The following is a 20,249-nucleotide window of genomic DNA, read 5'->3' as shown; positions in this document are numbered from 1 at the left end:
GGTGACTGGAGTCGGCCCGATCATTCGGGAGATGGCGTAATGCCGCCGACGATTCTATGCAAAAATCGTCAACAACATAGGCCGAAACTGGCAAAACCGCAATACATTCCCGCGTAATTCCTGCGCCCGGTAATTCAGGCGTCTGCCTTGCCAGGCAAAGGTTCCAGCGTGCCGAGATGGAACTGCATGGCATACAGGTCCGCATAGGCCGATCCGGCCCGCAGCAATTCCTCGTGCGAGCCTTGCTCGATGATGCGGCCGTCGCGCATGACGTAGATGCGGTCGGCGTTCTGGATGGTGGACAGGCGGTGGGCAACCACCAGGGTGGTGCGGTTTTGCATCAAGACTTCCAGCGCTTCTTGCACATGCCGTTCGGATTCCGCGTCCAGCGCCGAAGTGGCCTCGTCCAGGATCAGGATGGGGGCGTTCTTCAGCAGTGCCCGAGCGATGGCGATGCGCTGGCGCTGGCCGCCGGAAAGGACGATGCCCTGCTGGCCGACCATGGTCTCGAAGCCGTTCGGCAATTCCTCGATGAATCCCAGCGCATGCGCGGCGCGCGCCGCCTCGCGGATAGCCTCCGGCGTCACCGAGGCATTCGCTCCATAGGCGATGTTGCGCGCCACCGTATCGTTGAACAGGGTGACTTCCTGACCTACGTAGGCAATATGGCTGCGCAGGTTGGCCAGGCTCAGGTCCTGAATGGGGTGCCCGTCGATGCGGATCTCGCCCGCCGTCGGTTCGTACAGCCTGGGCAGCAGGCGGATCAGCGAGGTCTTGCCGCTGCCGGATTGGCCCACCAGGGCGACTGTTTTTCCGGCAGGCACTGTCAGGTCGATGCGATCCAGGGCCTTGCCGTGGCGTTCGTGATAAACCAGGCTGACACCACGGTATTCGATGTCGCCGCGCACGCGGGGCAACTCCACCGTGCCGGTGTCGCGCTCGCGCTCCAGGTCGATCATCTGGAAGATGCTGTCGCCGGCGGCGACGCCGCGCTGGATGGTGTTCATCACCTGGGTGAAGCGCTTGATGGGGCTCTGCATCATGGCCATGGCCGCGATGAAGGCGATCAGGCTGCCGGGAGTGATGGTCTGGCGCACTGTCTCCTGGGACACCACGTACAGAATGGCGGCGAAGCCCGAGATGTAGATGAACTGCACCACCGAAGCGCCCATGGCGTCGGTGGCAATCATGCGCACCTGGCGCCTCCGGTTGCGCTCGTTTTCCGTGGCGAACTTTTCCGCCTCGTAGTCCTTGCCGTTGAACACCTTGACGATGCGCTGGGCGTCGGTAACCTCCTGGGCCACATGGCCGACGCTGCCCATGGAGTCCTGGATGCGCGCGCTGACGCGGCGGAAGCTCTTGCTGATCTTGCGGATGCTGACTGCCAGGATGGGGCCGACGAGCATGAAGATCATGGAGAGTTGCACGTTCTCGTAGATCATCAGCCCGGTGAGTCCGATGATGGCGATGCCGTCCTTGAGCATGTTGACGATGCCCACGGTCATGGCGTTGGCCACCTGCTCGGTGTTGTAGATGAGCTTGGAGATCATTTCTCCGGAGGAGGCGGTGTCGTAGTAGCCGCAGGGCAGGTTGAGCATCTGGTCGAATAGATCGGCGCGCAGGTCGGCGACGATGCGCCGTCCCACCCAGCCGGAGCAGTAGTCGCCCAGAAACCCGGTGATGCCGCGCACCAGGGACAGGCCCAGCAACACCAGCGGCGCCTGGCGCAGGATTTCCGGATCGTTCTGGATGAAGCTGCCATCGATCAGGGGTTGCAGCAGCTTGGCGAAGATGGGCCCCAGGGCGGCATAAATGATCATCGCCACGGCGGACACGCTGAACATCTTCCAGTGGGGCAGGCCGTAGCGCAGCAGGCGCCGGTAGATGACGAAGCCGCTGGTGGCTTCGCGGATTTCTTGGCTCATGGGCAGGTGTCTGGTGTTGGGACCGTCATTATAACGGCCGGGCGCAATCCTGGCCCGCCGGGTGCGGCCGCCAAAAAGTCGGCTGCCGATGGCGCAGGCGCGAGCTGAGCGAAAAGCTCACGGCGCCCAGCAGCATGCAGTAGTTTCGCCATTCGTAGTGAAAAAAGCGGAATTCGAAGAAGCTCCACACCAGGCTCAAGCCCCATATTCCGAGCAGCAGCCAGGCCAGGTCTGCGGCGAGAAGGCCTGCCTGCCAACCACGCCACAGCGCCAGCAGGAAACCGGCGCCCAGGGCTCCGAACAGGCCTGCGCCCACGAGTCCGAATTTCAGCAGCACTTCCAGGTAGGTGTTGTGCAGGTGGCTAAACAGCGACTTGCCGGACTTGCGGTGCAGCATGGCCACCTTCGACTGAGTCAGCAGCATTTCCGTGGAGCCGGGCCCCCAGCCGGTGAGCGGCCGTTCCAGCCAGCGCTCCAGGCCCACCTGCCACATCAGCAGACGAAAACCGATGCTGGTGTCGGCTTCCTCCGCCTTTTCGCCCTTGATGGCATGCTCCACCCCGGCAACATTGGCAGGCAGACGGCGGCCGATGATCTCGGCGTTTTCGCGCACGAACAGGCCCAGGCCCGCCAGCAACAGCGCCACGGTCGCCAGCGTCCGCGGCGAACGCCAGTTCAGAGCCGCCAGGGCGCGGCGGTAGCGCAACAGCAGGATCGGAGGAAACACGAGGCCGGCGGCCACCCAGCCGCTGCGGGACTGGGAAAGCACCAGCGCCTCCAGGAACAGCAGCAGCAGAATGGGGCCGAGAATTCGAGTCAGGCTCCTGAGCCACGGAGGGGCCACGGTCGCCTCGAGCAGGCGCGGCGCGAGAACCAGCAGCCCCAGGGCGCACACCTCCATGTAGAGCGCGGTGGCGATGGGGTTGAGTCCGAAGCCCACGCGCTCGCCGACGAAGGGATTGGTGTCGTCGAAATGGGTCACGATGCGCAGCACCACACTGCCGCCCGCGAACAGCAGCACCTTCGGCAGGCTCATGGTTCCGCGTTCGATATAGCACGCCACCACAGGCATGAAGAACAGGATGCCATACCAGAGCCTGAGGCTTTTCCATTGCTCATCGGCCGTATCAGGAAAGGCCTTGGCGGCCAGAGCGGTGCTGGCGGCGATGTAGGCGAGCAAGGCCAACCATAACGGGATCAGCGGATTGCCCGCCAGCCTGCGCATACTGGCCGGGGCTTCCAGCAGGAAGGCGAGGATGATGAAGCCCAGGCCAACCCAGGCCACGGTGGCGTTCATCTGGAAGAACAGCAGCAGTACTCCCAGTCCGAACCCGCCGAGCCGCTCCGGCCAGCTCCGCGGCGTCATGGGCTCAGGCGCGGACATCGGATGGCTGGGGAGGCTGTGCCGTGTGGCGACCGTCCACGCCCATGGCGGACAGATAAGCCAGCGCGCTGCGGCGGACCTCGTAAGGCCGTGCCGCCTCTTGCAGGAAATCTCGGGAAGGCGGTCGCTGCAGGATGGCCAGGCATTCCCGGGCAAAGGCCTCGTAGTCGCCTACAGGCACCAGGGCGCCGTATTTCCCGTTGCCGAGAATTTCCGCCGGTCCGCTGGGACAGTCCGTGGCCACCACCGGAGTGCCCACCGCCAGGGCTTCGATCAGGGCGAAGGGCGAGCCTTCCATGCGCGAGGTGAATCCGAACAGCGCCGCGTGGGCGAGATAGGGGTAGGGATTGGCGATGAAGCCGGGCAGTTGCACGTGTTCCGCGACGCCCAGTTCCTGCGCCAGGCTCAGCAGGCGCTCGCGCCGCTTGCCACGGCCCAGGATCAGCAGGCGGCAGGGCCGCTCGCGGCGGATGCGGGCGAAGGCGCGCACGAGGGTCTCGAAGTCCTTGCGCTCGCACAGCTCGCCCAGGCCCAGGATCACTGGAGGCTGGTTCGTGCCGAACCAGGGATGCTCGGGCCGCGGCTGGGGCATGCTGAAAAGGGCCTCCGGCACCACCGGATTAGGCACCACCTGCACATGCTCGCGACCGATGCCGGTGAATTCCAGCATGTCGTCCAGCACGCCCTGGCTGTTGACGATGAAGTTGTAGGCGCGCGGGTACAGGTGGCGGACCGACTGCCGCTGCACCCAGCGCTCCAGCCAGCCCCGTTCGGCCAGATCGAGGGACAGGGTGGTGCCGAGACGAAACACCAGGCGGGTGGGCGCGCCGCTGAGCGTGCGCGCCAGGTAGGCGGCCCGGTTCACCCGGTCCTTGTCCGAGAGCAGCACATCGGGGCGCTCGCGGCGCAGGTAACGGCACAGGCGCCAGAGGCTGGTGTAGACGTGGGAGCCACCCAGGTCGATGATGCGCACGCCGGGCGGGACATGTTCCAGCTCCGGCCCGTGGTTGCGAACTTTCAGCACGTCCACCGAATGCCCCAGTTCGGCCATGGCCGGCACCAGATGCTTGACGACGCGGTCCACGCCGCTGTGGCCCGAGGTGGCCATGAAGAATGCAATCTTGCTAGCTGGCATGCGCCGTCATCTCCTTGCCGATTGTCTGCATGAGTTCCCTGGCCGCGGCCATGACAGTGTCCGCCGTATGGCGGCGCATGCAGGTGAATTCGCCTCCGCAGGTGGGCCTGCGACGGCAGGGCGAGCACTCCATGGCATGGTACAACACACGTGCCGTTGCGCTGCCGGTGTCCAGATAGGGGCGGGTGGAGCCGAACAGGGTGAGGGTAGGGGTATCCATGGCGATGCCCAGATGGGTCAGCCCCGTATCCACCCCGATCAGCAAGCTCGCCCCGGCGATGACAGCGGCGGCTTCGCCGAGTCCGGTCTGGCCTGCGAGGCTGACGATGCCCGGGCACAAGGCCTGGATCTGGCGGGCCTCCTCGTCATCGCCGGGGCCGCCGAGCATCATCGCGGCCAAGCCCAGTTCCCGCTGCAGGCGCGGAGCCAGTTCCGCCCAGTGTTCCTTGAACCAGTGTTTCTGCGGCCGGGTGGTGAAAGGGCAGAGCACGGCATAGGCTCCCGCGACGCCGGCCTGCGCGAGCACTTCGGCCGCCCGCGCCGCCTCGTCCGCCGAGGGCACGATGTCCATGGGAAAGTGCGTGGGCTCTGCGCCCAGGAATCGCGCCAGCTTCAGGTATTCGCTGCCGATGCGCCGCTCGCCGCCGTGGCGGTCCAGGGTTTCGGTCATCAGCCATTGGCTGCCTTCCCGCGAGCCCAGGCCGACGCGCCGCTTTCCGCCCGCCAGCCGGGCCCACAGGCCGCTTTTCAAGAGGCCCTGGGTGTCCAACACCCAGTCGAAGCGTTCCCGCCGCAGGCTGCGGACCAGGCCGGTCATCTCCTGCAGGTAGCGCCGCAGCTGGCCCTCGCGGCGCAGTTGGCGCCAGCGGGCGCGCGGCCAGAGAAACAAGCGGTCCAGCCGCGGATTGTGGCGCAACAGGCCCGCGTTGGCCTCGTCGGTGAGCCAGGCCAGGCGCGCATCCGGGTAGGCCTCGCGTAGAGCCGGAATCAGGGCGGAGGCCATCACCACATCACCGATGGCGCTGAGGCGCACGATGAGGATGCTGGCCGGCGCGGACGCATCAGGCATAACGGTCCTTGCGCTTGTTCTTGAAGGCCAGCTTCCAGAACACCCCCGCCAGGTTGTCGCCCCAGGAGACAGCCTTGCGCGGGATCTCGAACGGGCCGGGGGCGGTGTTGGCCGCGCCGCGGCTGCAGGTGACGGCGGCCTGGTAACCGGCCTGCGCAACCGCGTCGCGAACACCCGCGTCAAAGTCGCCATAGGGGTAGGCAAAAAAATCCACGGACTCGCCCAGCGCATCTTCCAGCGCGGCCTTGCTGCCGGCGATCTCTTGTCGCGCCTGTTCCGGGGAGAGCTTGCTCAAGCGTGGGTGGCTTTCGGTATGGGAACCGATTTCCACCCCACCCTGGCGCAGCTCCCGCAGCATGGCGGGGGGCATCAGCGCCGAGCCTTCGCCCCCGTCGCTCAGCCAGCGCGCCGGTTGCCCGAGCAGTCCCGAAACGGCGAACACGATGGCGGGATAGCCGAATTCCTGCAGGATGGGGAAGGCGTGTTCGTGGAAGTTGCAGTAGCCGTCGTCGAAGCTCAGCACCACCGAGCGGCGGCTGAGGGGCTGCCCGCCCCACAGGGCCTCGACGGCACTGCGCAGGCTGATGACGTCGTAGCCCAGCAGCTTGAGCAGCCTCATCTGCCGGCGGAAGCTGTCCACCTCGCAGAAGCAGGCGCGGTGCGCCTTGGGCTCGGCGAAGCGGCCCACCTGGTGGTACATGAGCACGGAAATGGGCGGATTGGGCTGTAATTCCGGGGTTGCCAAGGGCGTTCCTCCCTCAGGGCGAGTCGAATCGGTAGCCGAAGCGCTCCACGTCGGCCCGGTAGAAGTCGGCGACCCTCTGCGCGGCGCGGTCTGAATAATAGTCGCGGTAATCGCGCTTGCGGTCCTTGGCCTGGCGGCTGTGCGGGAGCTTGGGCTGCTTGATGCCGATGCGCTGGCAGGCTTCGGCGAAGTCATCGTGCAGGTTCTCGTAGCGGCCGACGAAGTCCACGATCAGGTGTCCGTGCAGGTCCACCAGGTAATCCGCCTGGGTCACCGTGGACATGTCCGCGTGATACTGGGGCGGGCGCGCCGGGTCGAGCTTCCAGTCGAGAAAGACCTCGAAATCGGGGACGCCGGCCACCAGGTCCGGGCGTTCGCGGCGCAGATGGTGCCAGGAGCTGACCTGCAGATCCCAGGGATTGCGCACGAAGGCGAACTTGAACAGGCTCTCGTACACCTCGCGGGGCAGCATCTCCTGAGCCGCGATGGCCTTGGCATGGCGAGGGAATTTGGCGCCGATGCGGTGCCCGGTGACTCCGCTGAGCTTGCTGCAGAGGAACTGCGGGATCCGGTAGGGATCGGTCCATTTGTAGAACCACAGGGAATCGCGGACGCTGGTGCCGCCGGTCTTGGCGATGTGGACGAACAAAAACTTGTATTTCAGGGACAGGAGCATGGCTTCTCGTGCAAGGTATCGCTGGGCGGCGGTTCAGGGCAGGGCGAGGGCCTGTCGATAGACTTCGAGGTTGCCTTGCACCATGCGCCTGATGGAAAACTCGCTGGTCGCCAGTTCGCGCCCGGCGTGGCCGAATGCCTGCGCCCGATGCGGGTGGTCCAGCAGTTCGCTCAGGGCGGCGCCGAGGCCCGCCACGTCGCCGGGCTCGATCAGGCGTCCGTTGACGCCGTCGCGCACGATCTCCGGCATGCCGCCGCTGCGGCAGGCGATGATGGGGATGCCGCAGGCCGCCGCTTCCAGTAATGAAACCCCCAGTCCTTCCATCCAGGCCGGATGCACCAAGCCGTCCAGGCATGGCAGCACGCGTTCCAGGTCGGTGCGGAAGCCCTCGAAACGCACATTCTCGCTCAAGCCCAGGTCCGCCGACAAGCGCCGCAGTTCGCCCTCCAGGGGCCCTTTGCCCAGCACCAACACCCTCAAGCCGGGGTGTTTCCGTAAGACTTCGGGCAGGGCGCGGAACAGCACGGCGTGTCCCTTGCGCGGGATCAACTGAGCGACGATGGCCCACACCGGCGCCGTTCCGGGCAGGCCGAAGGTCTTGCTCAGCCATTCACGGTCGTTGCCGGGCCGGTAGCGCTCCGTGTCCACGGCGCTGGGCACGCAGGCAATTTGGCTGTCCGGGACGCCGTGACGGATCAGCACCTCGCGGATGCCTTGGGAAATGGTGATGATGCGCTTGATGCGCGGGTATTTGAATTTCAGGTCCAGCCACAGGGGCGGGTTGTCCACCCGCCGGCTGTAGACCGCGGGCAGGTGTTCCAGCACGGCGGCCAGGGCGCTCAGGGTTTCGCCGCGCCGGCTGTGGATGTGCATCAGGTCGGGTTGTTGCTCCCGGATCAGCCGGCGCAGTCGCCCCAGAAAACCCAGGTCGGCATCGCCCCGGCAGGGCAGGGGAAACACGCGCACCCGCGGATTGGCGATGGCCGAGGCGATGCTGGCACCCTCCGCGCAGGCCAGGATGTGCTCTTCCGGGTGTGCGCCCACGCCCTCCAACAGGTAGGTGACCTGGCGGGCCCCGCCGTAGAGGAAGCGGCCCAGTTCCACATGCAGGATCTTCATGCGCCGCCGCCGGTGAGCCGCTCGTACAGGTCCAGATACTGGGCGAGGATGGCCTCGCGGCCGAAGCGTTCCCGCAGGTAACGCTGTCCCGCCGCGCCCAGTTCCGCCCGCTCCTGCGGGCTGGCGGACAGGAGGGAGATGATGTGCGCCGCCAGTGCGGCTTCGTCGCCGATATCGCACAGCAGTCCGCGCTCGCCGTCCGTCACCAGTTCCAGGGCGCCGGGGGTGCGCGTGGCGATGACGGGCCGGCCGTAGTTCCAGGCCTCGAGGATCACATTGCCCAGGGTCTCGCGCCGGGACGGGCAGATAAAGGCATCCGCCAGGGCGTAGAACGGGTCGGGCGGGTCCTGCCAGCCCAGCCAGATCACGCGATCCTGCAGTCCCAGTTGCGCCGTCTGCGCCTTCAGGTCGGCGGCCAGGGGGCCGTCCCCCGCGATCAGCATGCGCCAGGGTCGCCCGCCGATCTGCTCCGGCAGCCGCGCCAGGGCGCGCAGGAGATCGTCGAAACCCTTGATGTCGATGAGCCGGCCCAGGGTGAACAGCAGGCTGGCGTCCTCCGGCAGATGCCAGGCCTGACGCAGCGCTGCCAGTTCCTTTGGGGCGTGGGGAACAGGGTCGGGCACGAAATTGCCGATATGAAACACCCGCTCCGCCGGCAGCCCTTCCTGCACCAGATAATCGCAGAGTCCGGTGGTGTTGCCGATCCAGGCATGGGCGTGGCGGTAATAGCCGTCGATCTTGTAGTAACCGCCCAACCGGGCCACGTGAACGCTGCCCCCTCCCCTGGAGAGCCGGGTCAACCGTGTCGCCCGGCCCATGTAGGTCTGCACGATGGCGGGCCGGCGCGCGGCCACCAGCCGGCGCAGTTTCCATATCGACCAGGCGTCCCAGCCGTTGGCCAGGGGCAGGTGGATCTGCTCCACCGGTCCATCGGACAGGGCCTGTGCGATGGGTGTGCCGGCGCGGTCGACGGCGGTCACCGGCTGACCCGCCGCCGCCAGGGCGCGCACCAGTCGCACGTAGAACTGGTCGGCCCCCCCGAACTGGCGGCTGCCGATGACATGTATGGATGGATATAGTCCGCTCATTCAGAATCCGAGCACTTCCAGATAGCGCGCCGCGCTGCGCGTCACGCTGTAATCGGCCACCGCGTCGCGCAGCACCTGCGCCGGCAGCGGATCGTCGAGGGTCGCCAGCATGGCCTCGGCCAAGGCGCTGACATCGCCCACCGGTGTCAGCCGCCCGAAGCGGCCGTAACCGAGAATCTCCGCCGGGCCGCTGGGGCAGTCGGTAGACACCGCCGGCACGCCCAGGGCCAGCGCCTCGGTGATGACATTGCCCGAACCTTCCCAGCGCGAGGACAGGACGAACAGGCGCGCGGCGGCCATGCAGGGAAATGGGTTGTCCAGGAATCCGGGCAGGGAAACCGCGTCCTTCAGCCTCAGCGCGTGCACGAGGGCCTCCAACTCGGGGCGAAGACCTCCTTCGCCCAGAATCAGCAGGTGGCAGGGGCGTTGCGCCCGCACCTGGGCGAAGGCGCGGATCAGGGTCGGAAAGTCCTTTTGCCGGGTCAGACGGCCGGAGCCCACGATGAGCGGCGCGTCGCCGGCCGGCAGGATTCCGGGTGGAGGCGGTTCCGCAGCGCGTTGCTGAAAGTCCTGGGTCAGGACCGGATTGGGGATCGCAACCACGCGCTCGCCGGGGAGCTCCGCCAGGCGTCGGGTGTCCGCCGCCACGCCCTCGGAAACCGCGATGATACGCTGTAGTGCCCGGTAGCTGGCGCGCGCCGAACGCAGCCGCCACCAGCGCGTCAAAGGGCCACGCTGCTGCAGGGCGGCGGAAAGGTTGGTATGCAGGTTACCGACGATGGGCATGGCAATGCCTGACAGGCGGCGCGCCAGCAGGGCGCTGCGGATGCCCCGGTCGCGCACGGCCAGCAGCACGGCGGGACGTTCCTGCCGCAAGTATCGGGCGATGGCCGGCACCGCCAGCGCGGTGTGTCGGGTGCCCAGTTCAATGACGCGGGTGGAGGGCGGGCAGTCCGGCATGTGCCGCTGGGCGCGCACCACCGGCAGCAGGTCCACCGCAATCCCCTGGTCGGCGAACCCCGCCAGCAGGTTGCTCACCATCTTCTCCACCCCGCCCTGGCCGGAAAAGGCGGCGAGTACGGCAAGTCGCCGACCTGCAGGGACTGAGGTCATGCCGCCGGGCAGGCCGTCGGAGCACGGGTATTCATAAAGGCCCGTGGTTTGGATGGGAAATCGGAAATAGGCCGGGTCATCGCGGGTCGTTGCTTGCGTTTGCGCGGCCCGTCGCGGGTGGTTTTCGCCCGAGCGCGGCCTTCTTGTGCGCGCATTTTACCACTTCCGCGCCCGGCGGGCAGGCTCCGCCGTGACGCGCGCGTCAATTCTAGCCCGACCGCAGCCTATTGAGCGCCTCGGTGACGCGCGTGTATTCGGCCTGCATCCGCTCGAGCAGGTCCGCCGCTTCCTGTGACCGCCCGGTGCGCCCCAGTTCCTCCAGACTCCGGCTCAGCTCCGACAGTCCCAGGGCGCCGACATTCGCGCTGCTGGACTTGAGCTTGTGGGCCGCTTCGCGCAATTCGTTCGCATCGCCGCCGCCAACCGCCTCCACGATCCGTGCGATCAGTCCGGGAGCCTGCTCCAGATAGATGGTCACGATACGCCCCAGCAGATCCGGGGTGCCAGGCGGGCACAGGTCGCGGATGGAATCCAGGGTCGCCTGGTCCAGCGCCGGACCTGTCTCTGCCGGAGCCGAGACCTCGTTTGACGGCTCGGGTGACCCTTCGTCCACGGCTGCCTCGGCTTCCTCCGCCTGCGCCAGGCCCAGCCATTTCCGCAGCATCGCTTCGATCTGCTCGCGGCTGAAGGGCTTGGCCAGGTAGTCATCCATGCCCGCGTCCAGGCATTCCTCGCGGGTGCCCTTGATGACGTTGGCCGTCAGGGCGATCACCGGCAGCCGTGCACCCCGGCGGCTCGTCAAGTGGCGCTCGCGGATGGCGCGGGTGGCGGTAAAGCCATCCATTTCGGGCATATGGCAGTCCATGAAAACCAGGTCATAGCCGTTTTCGTCCAGGCAATGCAGCGCCTCGAGCCCATTGTTGGCCAGAGTCACGCGGCAGCCGCAGAGCTCCAGCATGCGCCGTCCCACCTCCTGGTTCACCATGCTGTCCTCCACCAGCAACACGTCGGCGTCTGCCAGCAAGGCGGCGGCGCGGGCCGGCATCCGGGTATCGTCCATGGCCTTGCCCATGACACGCAGCAGGCACTGCAGCAACTGGGATTGCCTGACCGGCTTGGTGAGGCAACTACTCAAGCCAGCAGCCCGGGTTTGCTCGTCCTCGTCCGAGGGCATGACGGAGCCCAGCATGACCAGGGGCATGCCCGTCAGCCGCTCATCGGTGGTGATGCGGTGGGCCAGTTCCAAGCCATCCATTTCGGGCATGTGCCAGTCCAGAATCGCCAGTTGATAGGGCGCTTCGCCCAGGGAGGCGCCCAGCAGCATCTCCAGGGCCTGCGTCCCGCTGCTGGCCAGATGGCATTTGATGCCCCAGGCGCTGAGCTGGTGGGAGAAAATTTCCCGGTTGACGGGGTGATCGTCCACCACCAGCACTTTCAGGCCGACCAGGTCGGCCGCTTGAAGGCGTGGCGTGTCCATGGCGGACTGCTTGAAGGGCAGGCTGAACCAGAAGGTGGAGCCGGTTCCGCGCGAGCTCTCCAGGCCGATTTCGCCGTGCATGAGGTTGACCAGTTGCCGGCAGATGGCGAGTCCCAGACCGGTGCCGCCATAGCGGCGGGTGGTGGAACTGTCGGCCTGGGAGAAGGCTTCGAAAATCTGACTCTGGGCCTCGGTGGGGACGCCGATGCCGGTATCCCTCACTTCGAAGCGCAATCTGAGGTCAGCGTCTGAGCCCTCCAAGGGCGGCAGGCGATGCACGGTGATCAGCACCTCGCCGTGCTCGGTGAATTTGATGGCGTTGGACAGCAGATTCACCAGGATCTGGCGCACGCGCATTCCATCTCCCACCAGTTGGGTCGGGAGATCCAGGGGAATCACCGGGAGCAGTTCCAGCCCCTTGGCATGGGCGCGCTCCGCCAGCATGCCGGCGCAATCCTCGATCAGTTCGCGCAGATCGAAGTCCTGGTAGTCCAGGGACAGCTTGCCTGCCTCGATCTTGGAGAAGTCCAGGATATCGTTGATGAGGCTGAGCAGGGCCAGCCCCGAACTCTGGATGGTTTGCAGGCCCTTGCGCTGCTGGTCGTTGAGTGTCGTTCCCTGCAGCACTTCGGCCATGCCCAGCACCCCGTTCATGGGCGTCCGGATTTCGTGGCTCATGGTAGCGAGGAATTCGCTTTTTGCCCGGCTGGCCGCCTCCGCGGCTTCCTTGGCGGCGCGCAGATCGGCCACCAGCTGATTCAGGGATTCTGTCCTCTCGGCCACCTTGGCTTCCAGGAGGTCATTGGCCTCCGCCAGTTCCTGATCGCGCGACTGGATCAGGGCCAGCATCTCGTTGAAGCCGTCCATCAGCCAGCCCAACTCGTTCTCGGCGGTCTTCTCGGCGCGGATGCTGTAATCGTGGGATTGGGTGACGGTCTTCATCCGACCCAGCAGATGGAAAATGGGCCGGGTGACGATACTTTGCAGGCGTGAGGAAAGCACCCAGGAAAAGGCGCCGGAGATCAGCAGCACCGCTAGCACGACGCCGGCGTAGCGCAGGAGCGCGGCCAGGATCGGCGTCAAGTCGCCTTGGATCACGATGGTGCCAATGCGCTCCTGCTCCAGCAGGATGGGCAGGCCCATCTCCACCTTGCGCTCCCGCCAATGGGTTATGGCGCTGCTGACCGGATCCTGATCCGCTTCGATGTGCGCCAGGAGGAGGGCAAAGTCCGGAATCGTATTCGGCGGGTCCGCCGGTTTGCGGTACTCGGCGAAAACCCGGTTTTCCGCGTCCAGGATCCAGGCGCCGGACACATCGCTCTGGAACTTCAGGGCGCTCAGGGATTCCCGGGCCGCGGCCTCGTCGCCGAAGGACAGGGCGGCGGTGCCGCGCGCGCCGATGATCTGGGCCAGTGTGGTCAGCTGCTGGTGCAGGGTGGTCTGCAGGGTAATGGCCTCGGCGACGAAGTAGGCCGTGCTGGACGCTAACGATACGATGCTGGCCACCAGCACCATCAAGAGCGTCAGCTTGTATCGCAGGGACAGGTTGCGCAGCATGTCTATTCCTTAATGATGCGGGCCGCCAGTTCCAGTAGCTTGGAACTCAGGCTCAGCCCGGATTGCTGCGCGGCCTTGAGGTTGATCTCGAAGCGAGGCTTGCCGTTTTCCCAGAACTGGCGGATGACGCCGCCCTGATCAGCAAAATCGTCCAGGCTGCTGATGCTGAGTATCGGGGCCCTGCCGATCTCCTGCAGGATCTGTTTGAGGCGCCAGCTCTCGGACGGGGCGATGTAGACCAGTTGGCACTTGAGCAGCGCCGCCGCGCTGCGCGGGCGGGTGATGCGCACCGGCTTGTCGCGTACGGTCTTGCTGCTCAGTTCGTCCAGGGTGGGGCCGAAGGGGTCATCGCCCAGGATACACAGCTCGAATTCCGACGCCGCCTTCATGGCCGCTTCGGGCCAGGTCACGAATTTCGTGAAATTGTAGAGGAAGGCCAATTGAACCGCGCCCTGATCCGCGCCCTGGACAGTAGTGGCGGAGAGGCCAAGCAGCAGGCTGCTGAGCAGCGCGTTCAGGGCGCACCGCCGCAGCCTTAGGTGAAACGGAATGGCGCGTGTCCGTCCGCTCATCAGAACCGCCAGTTCGCCTTGAGATAGAAACCGCGCGGGATTTCCACCACTGTATTGCCTTGGAACCCGCTTTCCATGATGAACTCGGGGTGGGCGCTATCCAGCAGGTTCTGTCCCACCAGGGACAGGTCCAAGGAAGGATGGGGCCGCCAGCCCAGGCGGGCATCCAGTGTCAGGTAATCGGGAATGGACACTTGCGGGGTACCCGCGCGGATGCGGTCCACATAGCGCAGCCACAGGTCCAGTTCCACATCGTAGGGCAGGTCGAAGCCTGAGCGCAGCGACCACTGCTGCTGGGGCGTCGTACTGGCGTCGAGGCCCTCGCCGGAGCTGAAAGCGATGCCGTTGTCCACCAAGTCCACGCCAATGTAGCTGTAATGGGCTTGCAGCGTCCACCAGGGCTCGGGGTTCCAGTTGATGGCCAGCTCGCCCCCGTAGGTGTGCGCAGACTGGTTGTTGCTGAAGGGCAGTTCCTGCTGGGCGTAGAGCGTGCTTCCTGACTGCTGCAGGGATACATCCCCGCGCGCCAGCCCGCGCAGGCGGTTGTAGACGTTATAGAAAAGCGCCGTCTCCATGGTGAGCGTGGTGGACGGCATGAATCGGTAACCCAGTTCAAAGCCGAGCAGGGTTTCCGCCAGGAAGGCCTTGTTGTGACGAATCTGCAACGCGACTGGAAACGGCGAGACGTTGGGGCCGTCGAACGGCGGCAGCACCATGATGCGCGTGTTGGCGGAATCCTCCGCGCGGCTGGGGGTCCTGACTGCCCGGGATACCGCGCCCCACACGGCATGCTGGTTGTTGGGGGTCCAGGCCAGCCGCAAAGAGGGCTGGACCTCGAATCCGGTGAAGTCGTTATGCTCCAGCTTACTGCCCAAGGTCAGCTTGAGCTGGTCAGGAATCAGGCTGATTTCGTCCTGCAGGAAGCCGCTGTAGAGGTTGATTCCGCGTCCGGGCTGGCCGAAGCTGACATAGGGCGAGCCTGGAATGCGGTCATAGGTGTAGCGGTAGCCCAGCCCCCAGATCACGTCGTGCCACTCACCGAAAGGGAGATGATGCTGGAAATCCACATCGACGGTGTCGCGCCTTTCGTCGATGAAGGACTCGTTGCGAACGGTGTGGTCGTAGAACACCTGCAGGCTGATATCCTCGCCGATGCCCAGCGCCTTCTGCCAGCGGCCCAGCAGGTTGGCGCCCGCCATGTTGGGTGTGTCGTGCAGGTGCAGTGAGTAGGGAGCGGTGAGCTGCGGCAGTTCCAGGTCCTGATTGAGGCTGCCGGTGTACATGTCGCCCTGCAGGGTCCAGAGTTCGCCGTCGCGGCTGTCGTGGTCCAGGCGGAAACCTCCACGCTGGGAGTTCCAGGCGTCACTGCCGCCCTTGTCTTCGGCGTCCAGCACATGGAAGCGGTCAAAGTCGAAGCCTTTGACATAGACGCGGCCATGGGTGTTTTCGCCCCACTGAAAACCGTAGCGCGCGCTGCCAAAAACGCGTTCCGGGCTGCCCGCGGCAATCGTGACTTCGCCGCCCTGGGTTTTCGCCGCCTGCTTGGTGATGATGTTGACCACACCATTGACGGCATTGCTGCCCCAGGCGGTGGCGCCGGGACCCCGGATCACCTCGATGCGGTCGATGTCCTCAAGAACCGTGTCTTGGGCTTCCCAGTAGACGCCGGCGTAGGTGGGCGTGTACACGTTGCGGCCGTCCATCAGCACCAGCAGCTTGTTGGCGAAGCGGCCGTTGAAGCCGCGCGCAGTGATGGCCCACTTGTTGGCGTCGATGCGCGCCACCTGCACGCCGGGCGCCAGGCGCAGGGCTTCGGGAATGCTGGTGACGCCGCTGCGACGGATGTCCTCCTGGGTGATGACGTAGACGGCGGCGGCGACTCCCGACAGTTTCTGCGCCTTCTTGTTGACGCTGGTGACCTCCATGTTCATCAGTTGCTCCAGGTTCAGGTCCGTGATGTCGGACTCCTGGGCGCAGACAAACGGGGCCCCTTGCAACAGCAGGGCGAGCAAGCCTGCGCGGGCCGCAATCCGCGCCAGGCGCCGCTGTTCGGGAGGCAAGGAGGTACTGGCGGCGGATCGCCGAGGGGAGGGCTTGAAGATCGAGTTTTCCTTCACGTCAGAATCTCCAATCGGCTTTTAGATAGAATCCACGCGGGACCTCCGACATGGCGCCCTGGAAGGACTCCTGGTAGAACTCCGGGTGATGACTGTCCAGGAGGTTCTGGCCTACCAGGGACAGGTCGAGGTTCGGGTGCGGTCGCCAGCCCAGCCGTGCATCCAGGGCCAGGTAGTCGGGAATCGGGGTCTCGAATCCGGGGATTGGCAGCCCCGCCACGATGTGGTCCACATAGCGCAGGCGCAGGTCGACCTCGACGTTCTCGGGCAGGTCGAAACTGCTGCGCAGCGACCACTGCTGCGAGGGGTCGGTGGCTTCAACCGCGCCGGCATTCTCGAAGGGGTCGGGGCGGGAGGTCAGGTCCATGCCCAGATAGGTGTATTGAGCTTCCAGGGTCCACCAGGGCGTGGGCGTCCACTTGGCGTCCAATTCCGCGCCGTAGGTGTTGCCGCGCATGTCGTTGTAGAAGTCCACGGGCTGATCCACATAGGACAGGCCGGTGAGGGTCGGGGTGCCGCCGCGGAAGCTGCGCAGGCGGTTGTAGATGTTGTAGAACAGTGCCGTGTCCAGGGAAAACTCGGGCGAGGGCATGAAGCGGTGGCCGAGTTCGAAGGCGATCATGTCCTCGGCCTGGTAGTCCGGGCGGCCCACGGCCGAGAAATACACCGGGAAGGGGGTCGGGTTGTCGCCGCTCAGGGGCGGCAGGGGCGTCAGCGAGTAGAAACGGCTGTCCTGTTCGACGCGGCTGGGCGTGCGCACGGCGCGGGAAATGGCGCCCCACAGCGCGTGCTGCGAATTTGGCGTCCAGGACAGCCGTGCCGATGGCTGCACCACGAAGCCGGTGAAGTCGTTGTGCTCCAGCTTGCTGCCCAGGGTGAGCTTGAGCTGCTCCGGCAGCAGGCTGATTTCATTCTGGATGAAACCGCTGAACAGCTGCAGGTTCCGGCTGCGGCTGGTCCAGGTGAAGATGGAATTATTGCTCAGATCGTCGTGGATGTAGCGGTAGCCCAGGCCCCAGACGATGTCCTGGCGCTCGCCCCAGGCGAAATGGTGCTGGAAATCCAGGTCCAGGGTGTCGTCCACCTGATCCACGATGGCTTCATGGCGCTCGGTGTGGTCGTAGAAGAATTGCAGGCTGAGGTCCGAGTCCAGGCTCAAGGCCTTCTTCCAGCGGCCCAGCAGGTTGCCGCCGGCCATATTGGCGAGGTCGTGAACATGGTCGGGCGTCGGGGGTGGCGCGCCGAAACCCAGCACCTGATTGTATTGGCCGGTGTAAACGTCGCCCTGCAAGGTGAGCAGGTCGCCGGACTTGTCGTCGCGGTCCAGGCGGAAGCCGCCGCGCAGGGAGTTCCAGGCGTCGGAGCCGCCGCGGTCGACGGGATCGTCGATGTGGAAGCGCTCGCGGTCGAAGCCCTTGAAATAGACGCGGCCATGGGTGTGTTCGTCGAGGTTGAAGCCGTAGCGGGCGCTGCCGAAGGCGCGCTCCTGGCTGCCCACGCCGACATTGACCTGACCGCCCTGGGTTTTGGCGGCCTCCTTGGTGATGATGTTGATGACGCCATTGACCGCATTGGCGCCCCAGACGGTAGCACCCGGGCCACGGATCACTTCGATGCGGTCGATGTCTTCCAGCACCGTGTCCTGCACGTCCCAGTAGACGCCGGCAAAGGTGGGGGTATAGACGCTGCGCCCATCCATCAGCACCAGCAGCTTGTTGGCGAAGCGCCCGTTGAAGCCGCGTGCGGTGATAGCCCATTTGTTGGCGTCCACACGCGCCACGTGGATGCCAGGGGCCAGGCGCAGCGCCTCGGGTATGTTGGTGACGCCGCTGCGGCGGATGTCCTCCTGGGTGATGACATAGATGGCGGCGGCCGTGTCGGAGAGTTTCTGGGCCTTCTTGCTCACGCTGGTGACTTCCATTTGCATCAGCTGTTCCAGATTCATGTCGCTGATTTTCGCGTCCTCCTGGGCCTCAGCCGCCGAGGGCGGCGGGCTGGCCAGGACGCACAGCAGCAAGGCCGCGACGCCGCGTAGGCGCGTGGGCACGATCGGCAGGCCAGGTGCCTTTATCTCATCCAAACAGCGAGCTTCCTGCACTGCCCTCGAACTCCCTGACATAGGGGCCGACCGCCGCGGCGGGCATCGGCTGGCTGATCAGATAACCCTGCGCACTGTCGCAGCCCTGGCTGGCGAGTACCTTCAATTGGTACTCGGTTTCCACGCCCTCGGCGACGATGTTGAGGTCCAGGTTGTGCCCCAAAGAGATCACCGAGCGGACGATGGCCAATTCACGGGTGCCTGGTTCCAGCGCCTTCACGAAGCTTCGGTCGATCTTCAATTCATCCATGGGCAGATCCCGAAAGTAGCTCATGGAGGAGAATCCGGTGCCGAAATCATCCAGGGACAACCGGACGCCCAGGTCCTTGAGGCTGTGGAGGATGCGCAGCGTACTTTCCAGGTTCTTGATGAGCACGCTTTCCGTCAGCTCGAGCACCAAAGACGTCGGCGTCACGCCGCTGGTCTCCAGCGCCCGCTGCACCAACTGGACGAATTGGCGGCTCCAGAGCTGGTGCGCGGATACATTCACCGAAAGCAGGATGGGGCAGTCCTCGGACGCCGGCCAGGTTTTCGCTTCCGTCAGCGCCTTCACCAGAATCTGCTCGCCCAACTCCAGGATCAGTCCCGATTCTTCGGCGATGGGAATGAAGCGGTCCGGCGGTATCATGCCGAGATCTACATGCTGCCAGCGTGCCAGGGCTTCAAAGCCGCGGATTGTGCCGCTGGCGATGTCGATCTGGGGCTGAAAATGGACACTCAGGGCATTCTGGCGGACGGCGGCGAGCAACTGGCTTTCCAGGCTGAAACGTTCCATGACCTGGCGCTGGATCTCGGTGGAATGGAACTCGTAGGCGCGCTCGCCCTTGGCACGCGCCGCGTTCATGGCCACATGGGCGTATTTGAGCAGGGTTTCGGCCTCCCCCTGGCCTCCCTTGGCGCAGACGATGCCAATGCTGCAGGCCACGGGAACCGTGTGAAGGTCCACTTTCAGGGGTTCCGACAAATCGTCGAGCAGGCGCTGGGCTATGAACGGCAGTGCGCTGCCGGCTGGATCGGGACATTCGATCTGATCAACAAAAATGGTGAATTCGATGGCGCCGTAACGGGCTATCTCCACCCGCGCGCTGTCGCCGATCTTCATCGATTTGAGGGAGTCCTGGATGACCAGGGCCGCTTCCCGCACGACCCGGTCCGCGAATGCGGGCCCCATGGCTTCCCGGACCGCCTTGATGCGCCCCAGACCCAGGTAGATGATGCCGATATCCGTTCCCTGACGCTTGCCTCGCAGCAGGGCGACCCGCAACTGCTCAGTGAATAGGCTCTGGTTGGGCAGTCCGGTGAGCCAGTCGTAATGGGACAGACGAAAGATTTCCTCTTGCGCCAGGTACTGATCGGTGACGTCCTGCATGATGCAGTGCATGGCTTCCGGCACGCCGCCCGCAAAACTCACAAACTCGCCTTCCGCGTGGATGATGCGTTCGCGCTTGTCCCTGATGAGGCGGAAATCCACGCTGAAGCCGCGCTGGTCCCGCAATGCGTCGATCAGGGTCGGCGCCAGACGCTCGCGCATGGTTTCGGGGACGGTACTCCAGAACTCATCCTCGCCCAGCCGCGCCTGCCGCAGCTGCAGGGAAAGCAGATCGGCCAGTTCCTGCGAGACTTCGAATTCGCGCCGGTGCAAGTGCCATTCCCAGGCGGCAAGCTTGGCCAGTCGCTGCGCTTGAACCAGACGCGCCTCGCTGCGCTTGAGGTCTTGGAAGGCGGTGTTGGCGCGGGTGATGAAGGCGATGCGGTGACGCAGGATGATCCAGTTGATCGGCTTGCGCACGAAGTCGGTGGCGCCCACCTGGTAGGCCCGCTCGATGGAGGGATTGTCATCCACGCCGGTCACCAGCACGACGGGGACATCGGAACCGGCAGGCTCTGCGCGGATCGCCTGGCAGCACTGGAAGCCGTCCATGCGTGGCATCAGGACGTCCATGACGATCAACTGCGGGGCGTTTTTGACGAAGGCCGCCAGCGCCTCCTTGCCGTCCACCGCTTCGACCACATGGTAGCCCAACTGCTCGACCACGGACCGCAAGAGCAAGCGCGTGCCCTCATCATCGTCCACCACCAGGGCGGTGAGGCCAAGTCCGGAGCGGCCCGAGTCCCAGGGCTCGTGGTTGCGGTTCATGACCGGTCCCCGCGTTGACCGGCCGGCTCGCTTCGCG

14 protein-coding genes are annotated in these 20,249 nt (G+C 65.4%); all 14 read right to left on the bottom strand.

Annotation, left to right across the window (positions count from 1 at the left end; all coding sequences use genetic code 11):
* Positions 1-134 precede the first annotated feature (134 nt).
* A complete protein-coding gene (msbA, locus tag EK23_RS07105) occupies positions 135-1,925 on the bottom strand; it encodes a lipid A export permease/ATP-binding protein MsbA (RefSeq protein WP_045224612.1) in 1,791 nt (596 codons plus the stop codon).
* A 28-nt stretch (positions 1,926-1,953) separates the two neighbouring features.
* The gene (locus EK23_RS07100; protein WP_045224611.1) at positions 1,954-3,291 is read right to left on the bottom strand and encodes an O-antigen ligase family protein; all 1,338 of its coding nucleotides are present in this window, start codon (positions 3,289-3,291) and stop codon (positions 1,954-1,956) included.
* 4 nt (positions 3,292-3,295) lie between these two features.
* Complete coding sequence (locus EK23_RS07095; protein ID WP_045224610.1) at positions 3,296-4,444, bottom strand: glycosyltransferase; 1,149 nt, start codon at positions 4,442-4,444, stop codon at positions 3,296-3,298.
* Positions 4,434-5,513 (bottom strand): glycosyltransferase family 9 protein, encoded by a 1,080-nt coding sequence (locus tag EK23_RS07090; protein ID WP_045224609.1) that lies wholly within the window; start codon positions 5,511-5,513, stop codon positions 4,434-4,436. Before EK23_RS07090 ends, EK23_RS07095 begins: the two co-directional genes overlap by 11 nt.
* Positions 5,506-6,258 carry a polysaccharide deacetylase family protein gene (locus tag EK23_RS07085; protein ID WP_200892110.1) on the bottom strand — a complete coding sequence of 251 codons (753 nt, stop codon included), beginning with the start codon at positions 6,256-6,258 and terminating at the stop codon, positions 5,506-5,508. Before EK23_RS07085 ends, EK23_RS07090 begins: the two co-directional genes overlap by 8 nt.
* Positions 6,259-6,271: 13 nt before the next feature.
* Entirely contained in the window at positions 6,272-6,934 is a 663-nt protein-coding gene (locus EK23_RS07080; protein WP_045224608.1) for a sulfotransferase family 2 domain-containing protein, read from the bottom strand.
* Between the two features lie 33 nt (positions 6,935-6,967).
* On the bottom strand, positions 6,968-8,053 hold the full coding sequence (locus tag EK23_RS07075) for a glycosyltransferase (protein WP_045224607.1): 1,086 nt from the start codon (positions 8,051-8,053) through the stop codon (positions 6,968-6,970).
* Complete coding sequence (locus tag EK23_RS07070) at positions 8,050-9,141, bottom strand: glycosyltransferase (RefSeq protein WP_045224606.1); 1,092 nt, start codon at positions 9,139-9,141, stop codon at positions 8,050-8,052. The genes EK23_RS07075 and EK23_RS07070 overlap by 4 nt, the downstream gene beginning before the upstream one ends.
* Positions 9,142-10,254: a glycosyltransferase gene (locus EK23_RS07065; protein ID WP_045224605.1), complete on the bottom strand. Its 1,113-nt coding sequence runs from the start codon at positions 10,252-10,254 to the stop codon at positions 9,142-9,144. It abuts the gene before it with no gap.
* A 208-nt stretch (positions 10,255-10,462) separates the two neighbouring features.
* Entirely contained in the window at positions 10,463-13,288 is a 2,826-nt protein-coding gene (locus EK23_RS07060; RefSeq protein WP_045224604.1) for a hybrid sensor histidine kinase/response regulator, read from the bottom strand.
* Positions 13,289-13,290: 2 nt separating this feature from the next.
* Positions 13,291-13,860: a YfiR family protein gene (locus tag EK23_RS07055; protein ID WP_052808010.1), complete on the bottom strand. Its 570-nt coding sequence runs from the start codon at positions 13,858-13,860 to the stop codon at positions 13,291-13,293.
* Positions 13,860-15,977 carry a TOL_0244 family TonB-dependent receptor gene (locus EK23_RS07050; protein WP_052808009.1) on the bottom strand — a complete coding sequence of 706 codons (2,118 nt, stop codon included), beginning with the start codon at positions 15,975-15,977 and terminating at the stop codon, positions 13,860-13,862. Before EK23_RS07050 ends, EK23_RS07055 begins: the two co-directional genes overlap by 1 nt.
* 1 nt (position 15,978) lies before the next feature.
* Positions 15,979-18,057 (bottom strand): TOL_0244 family TonB-dependent receptor, encoded by a 2,079-nt coding sequence (locus tag EK23_RS07045; protein ID WP_052808008.1) that lies wholly within the window; start codon positions 18,055-18,057, stop codon positions 15,979-15,981.
* A complete protein-coding gene (locus EK23_RS07040) occupies positions 18,050-20,212 on the bottom strand; it encodes a two-component system response regulator (RefSeq protein ID WP_045224603.1) in 2,163 nt (720 codons plus the stop codon). The genes EK23_RS07045 and EK23_RS07040 overlap by 8 nt, the downstream gene beginning before the upstream one ends.
* Positions 20,213-20,249 lie beyond the last annotated feature (37 nt).

Origin of the sequence: Methyloterricola oryzae, assembly GCF_000934725.1 — a bacterium.
Lineage (GTDB): Bacteria > Pseudomonadota > Gammaproteobacteria > Methylococcales > Methylococcaceae > Methyloterricola > Methyloterricola oryzae.
Note: the sequence above shows the minus strand (reverse complement) of the source record. Positions and strands in the feature narration are given on the sequence as shown.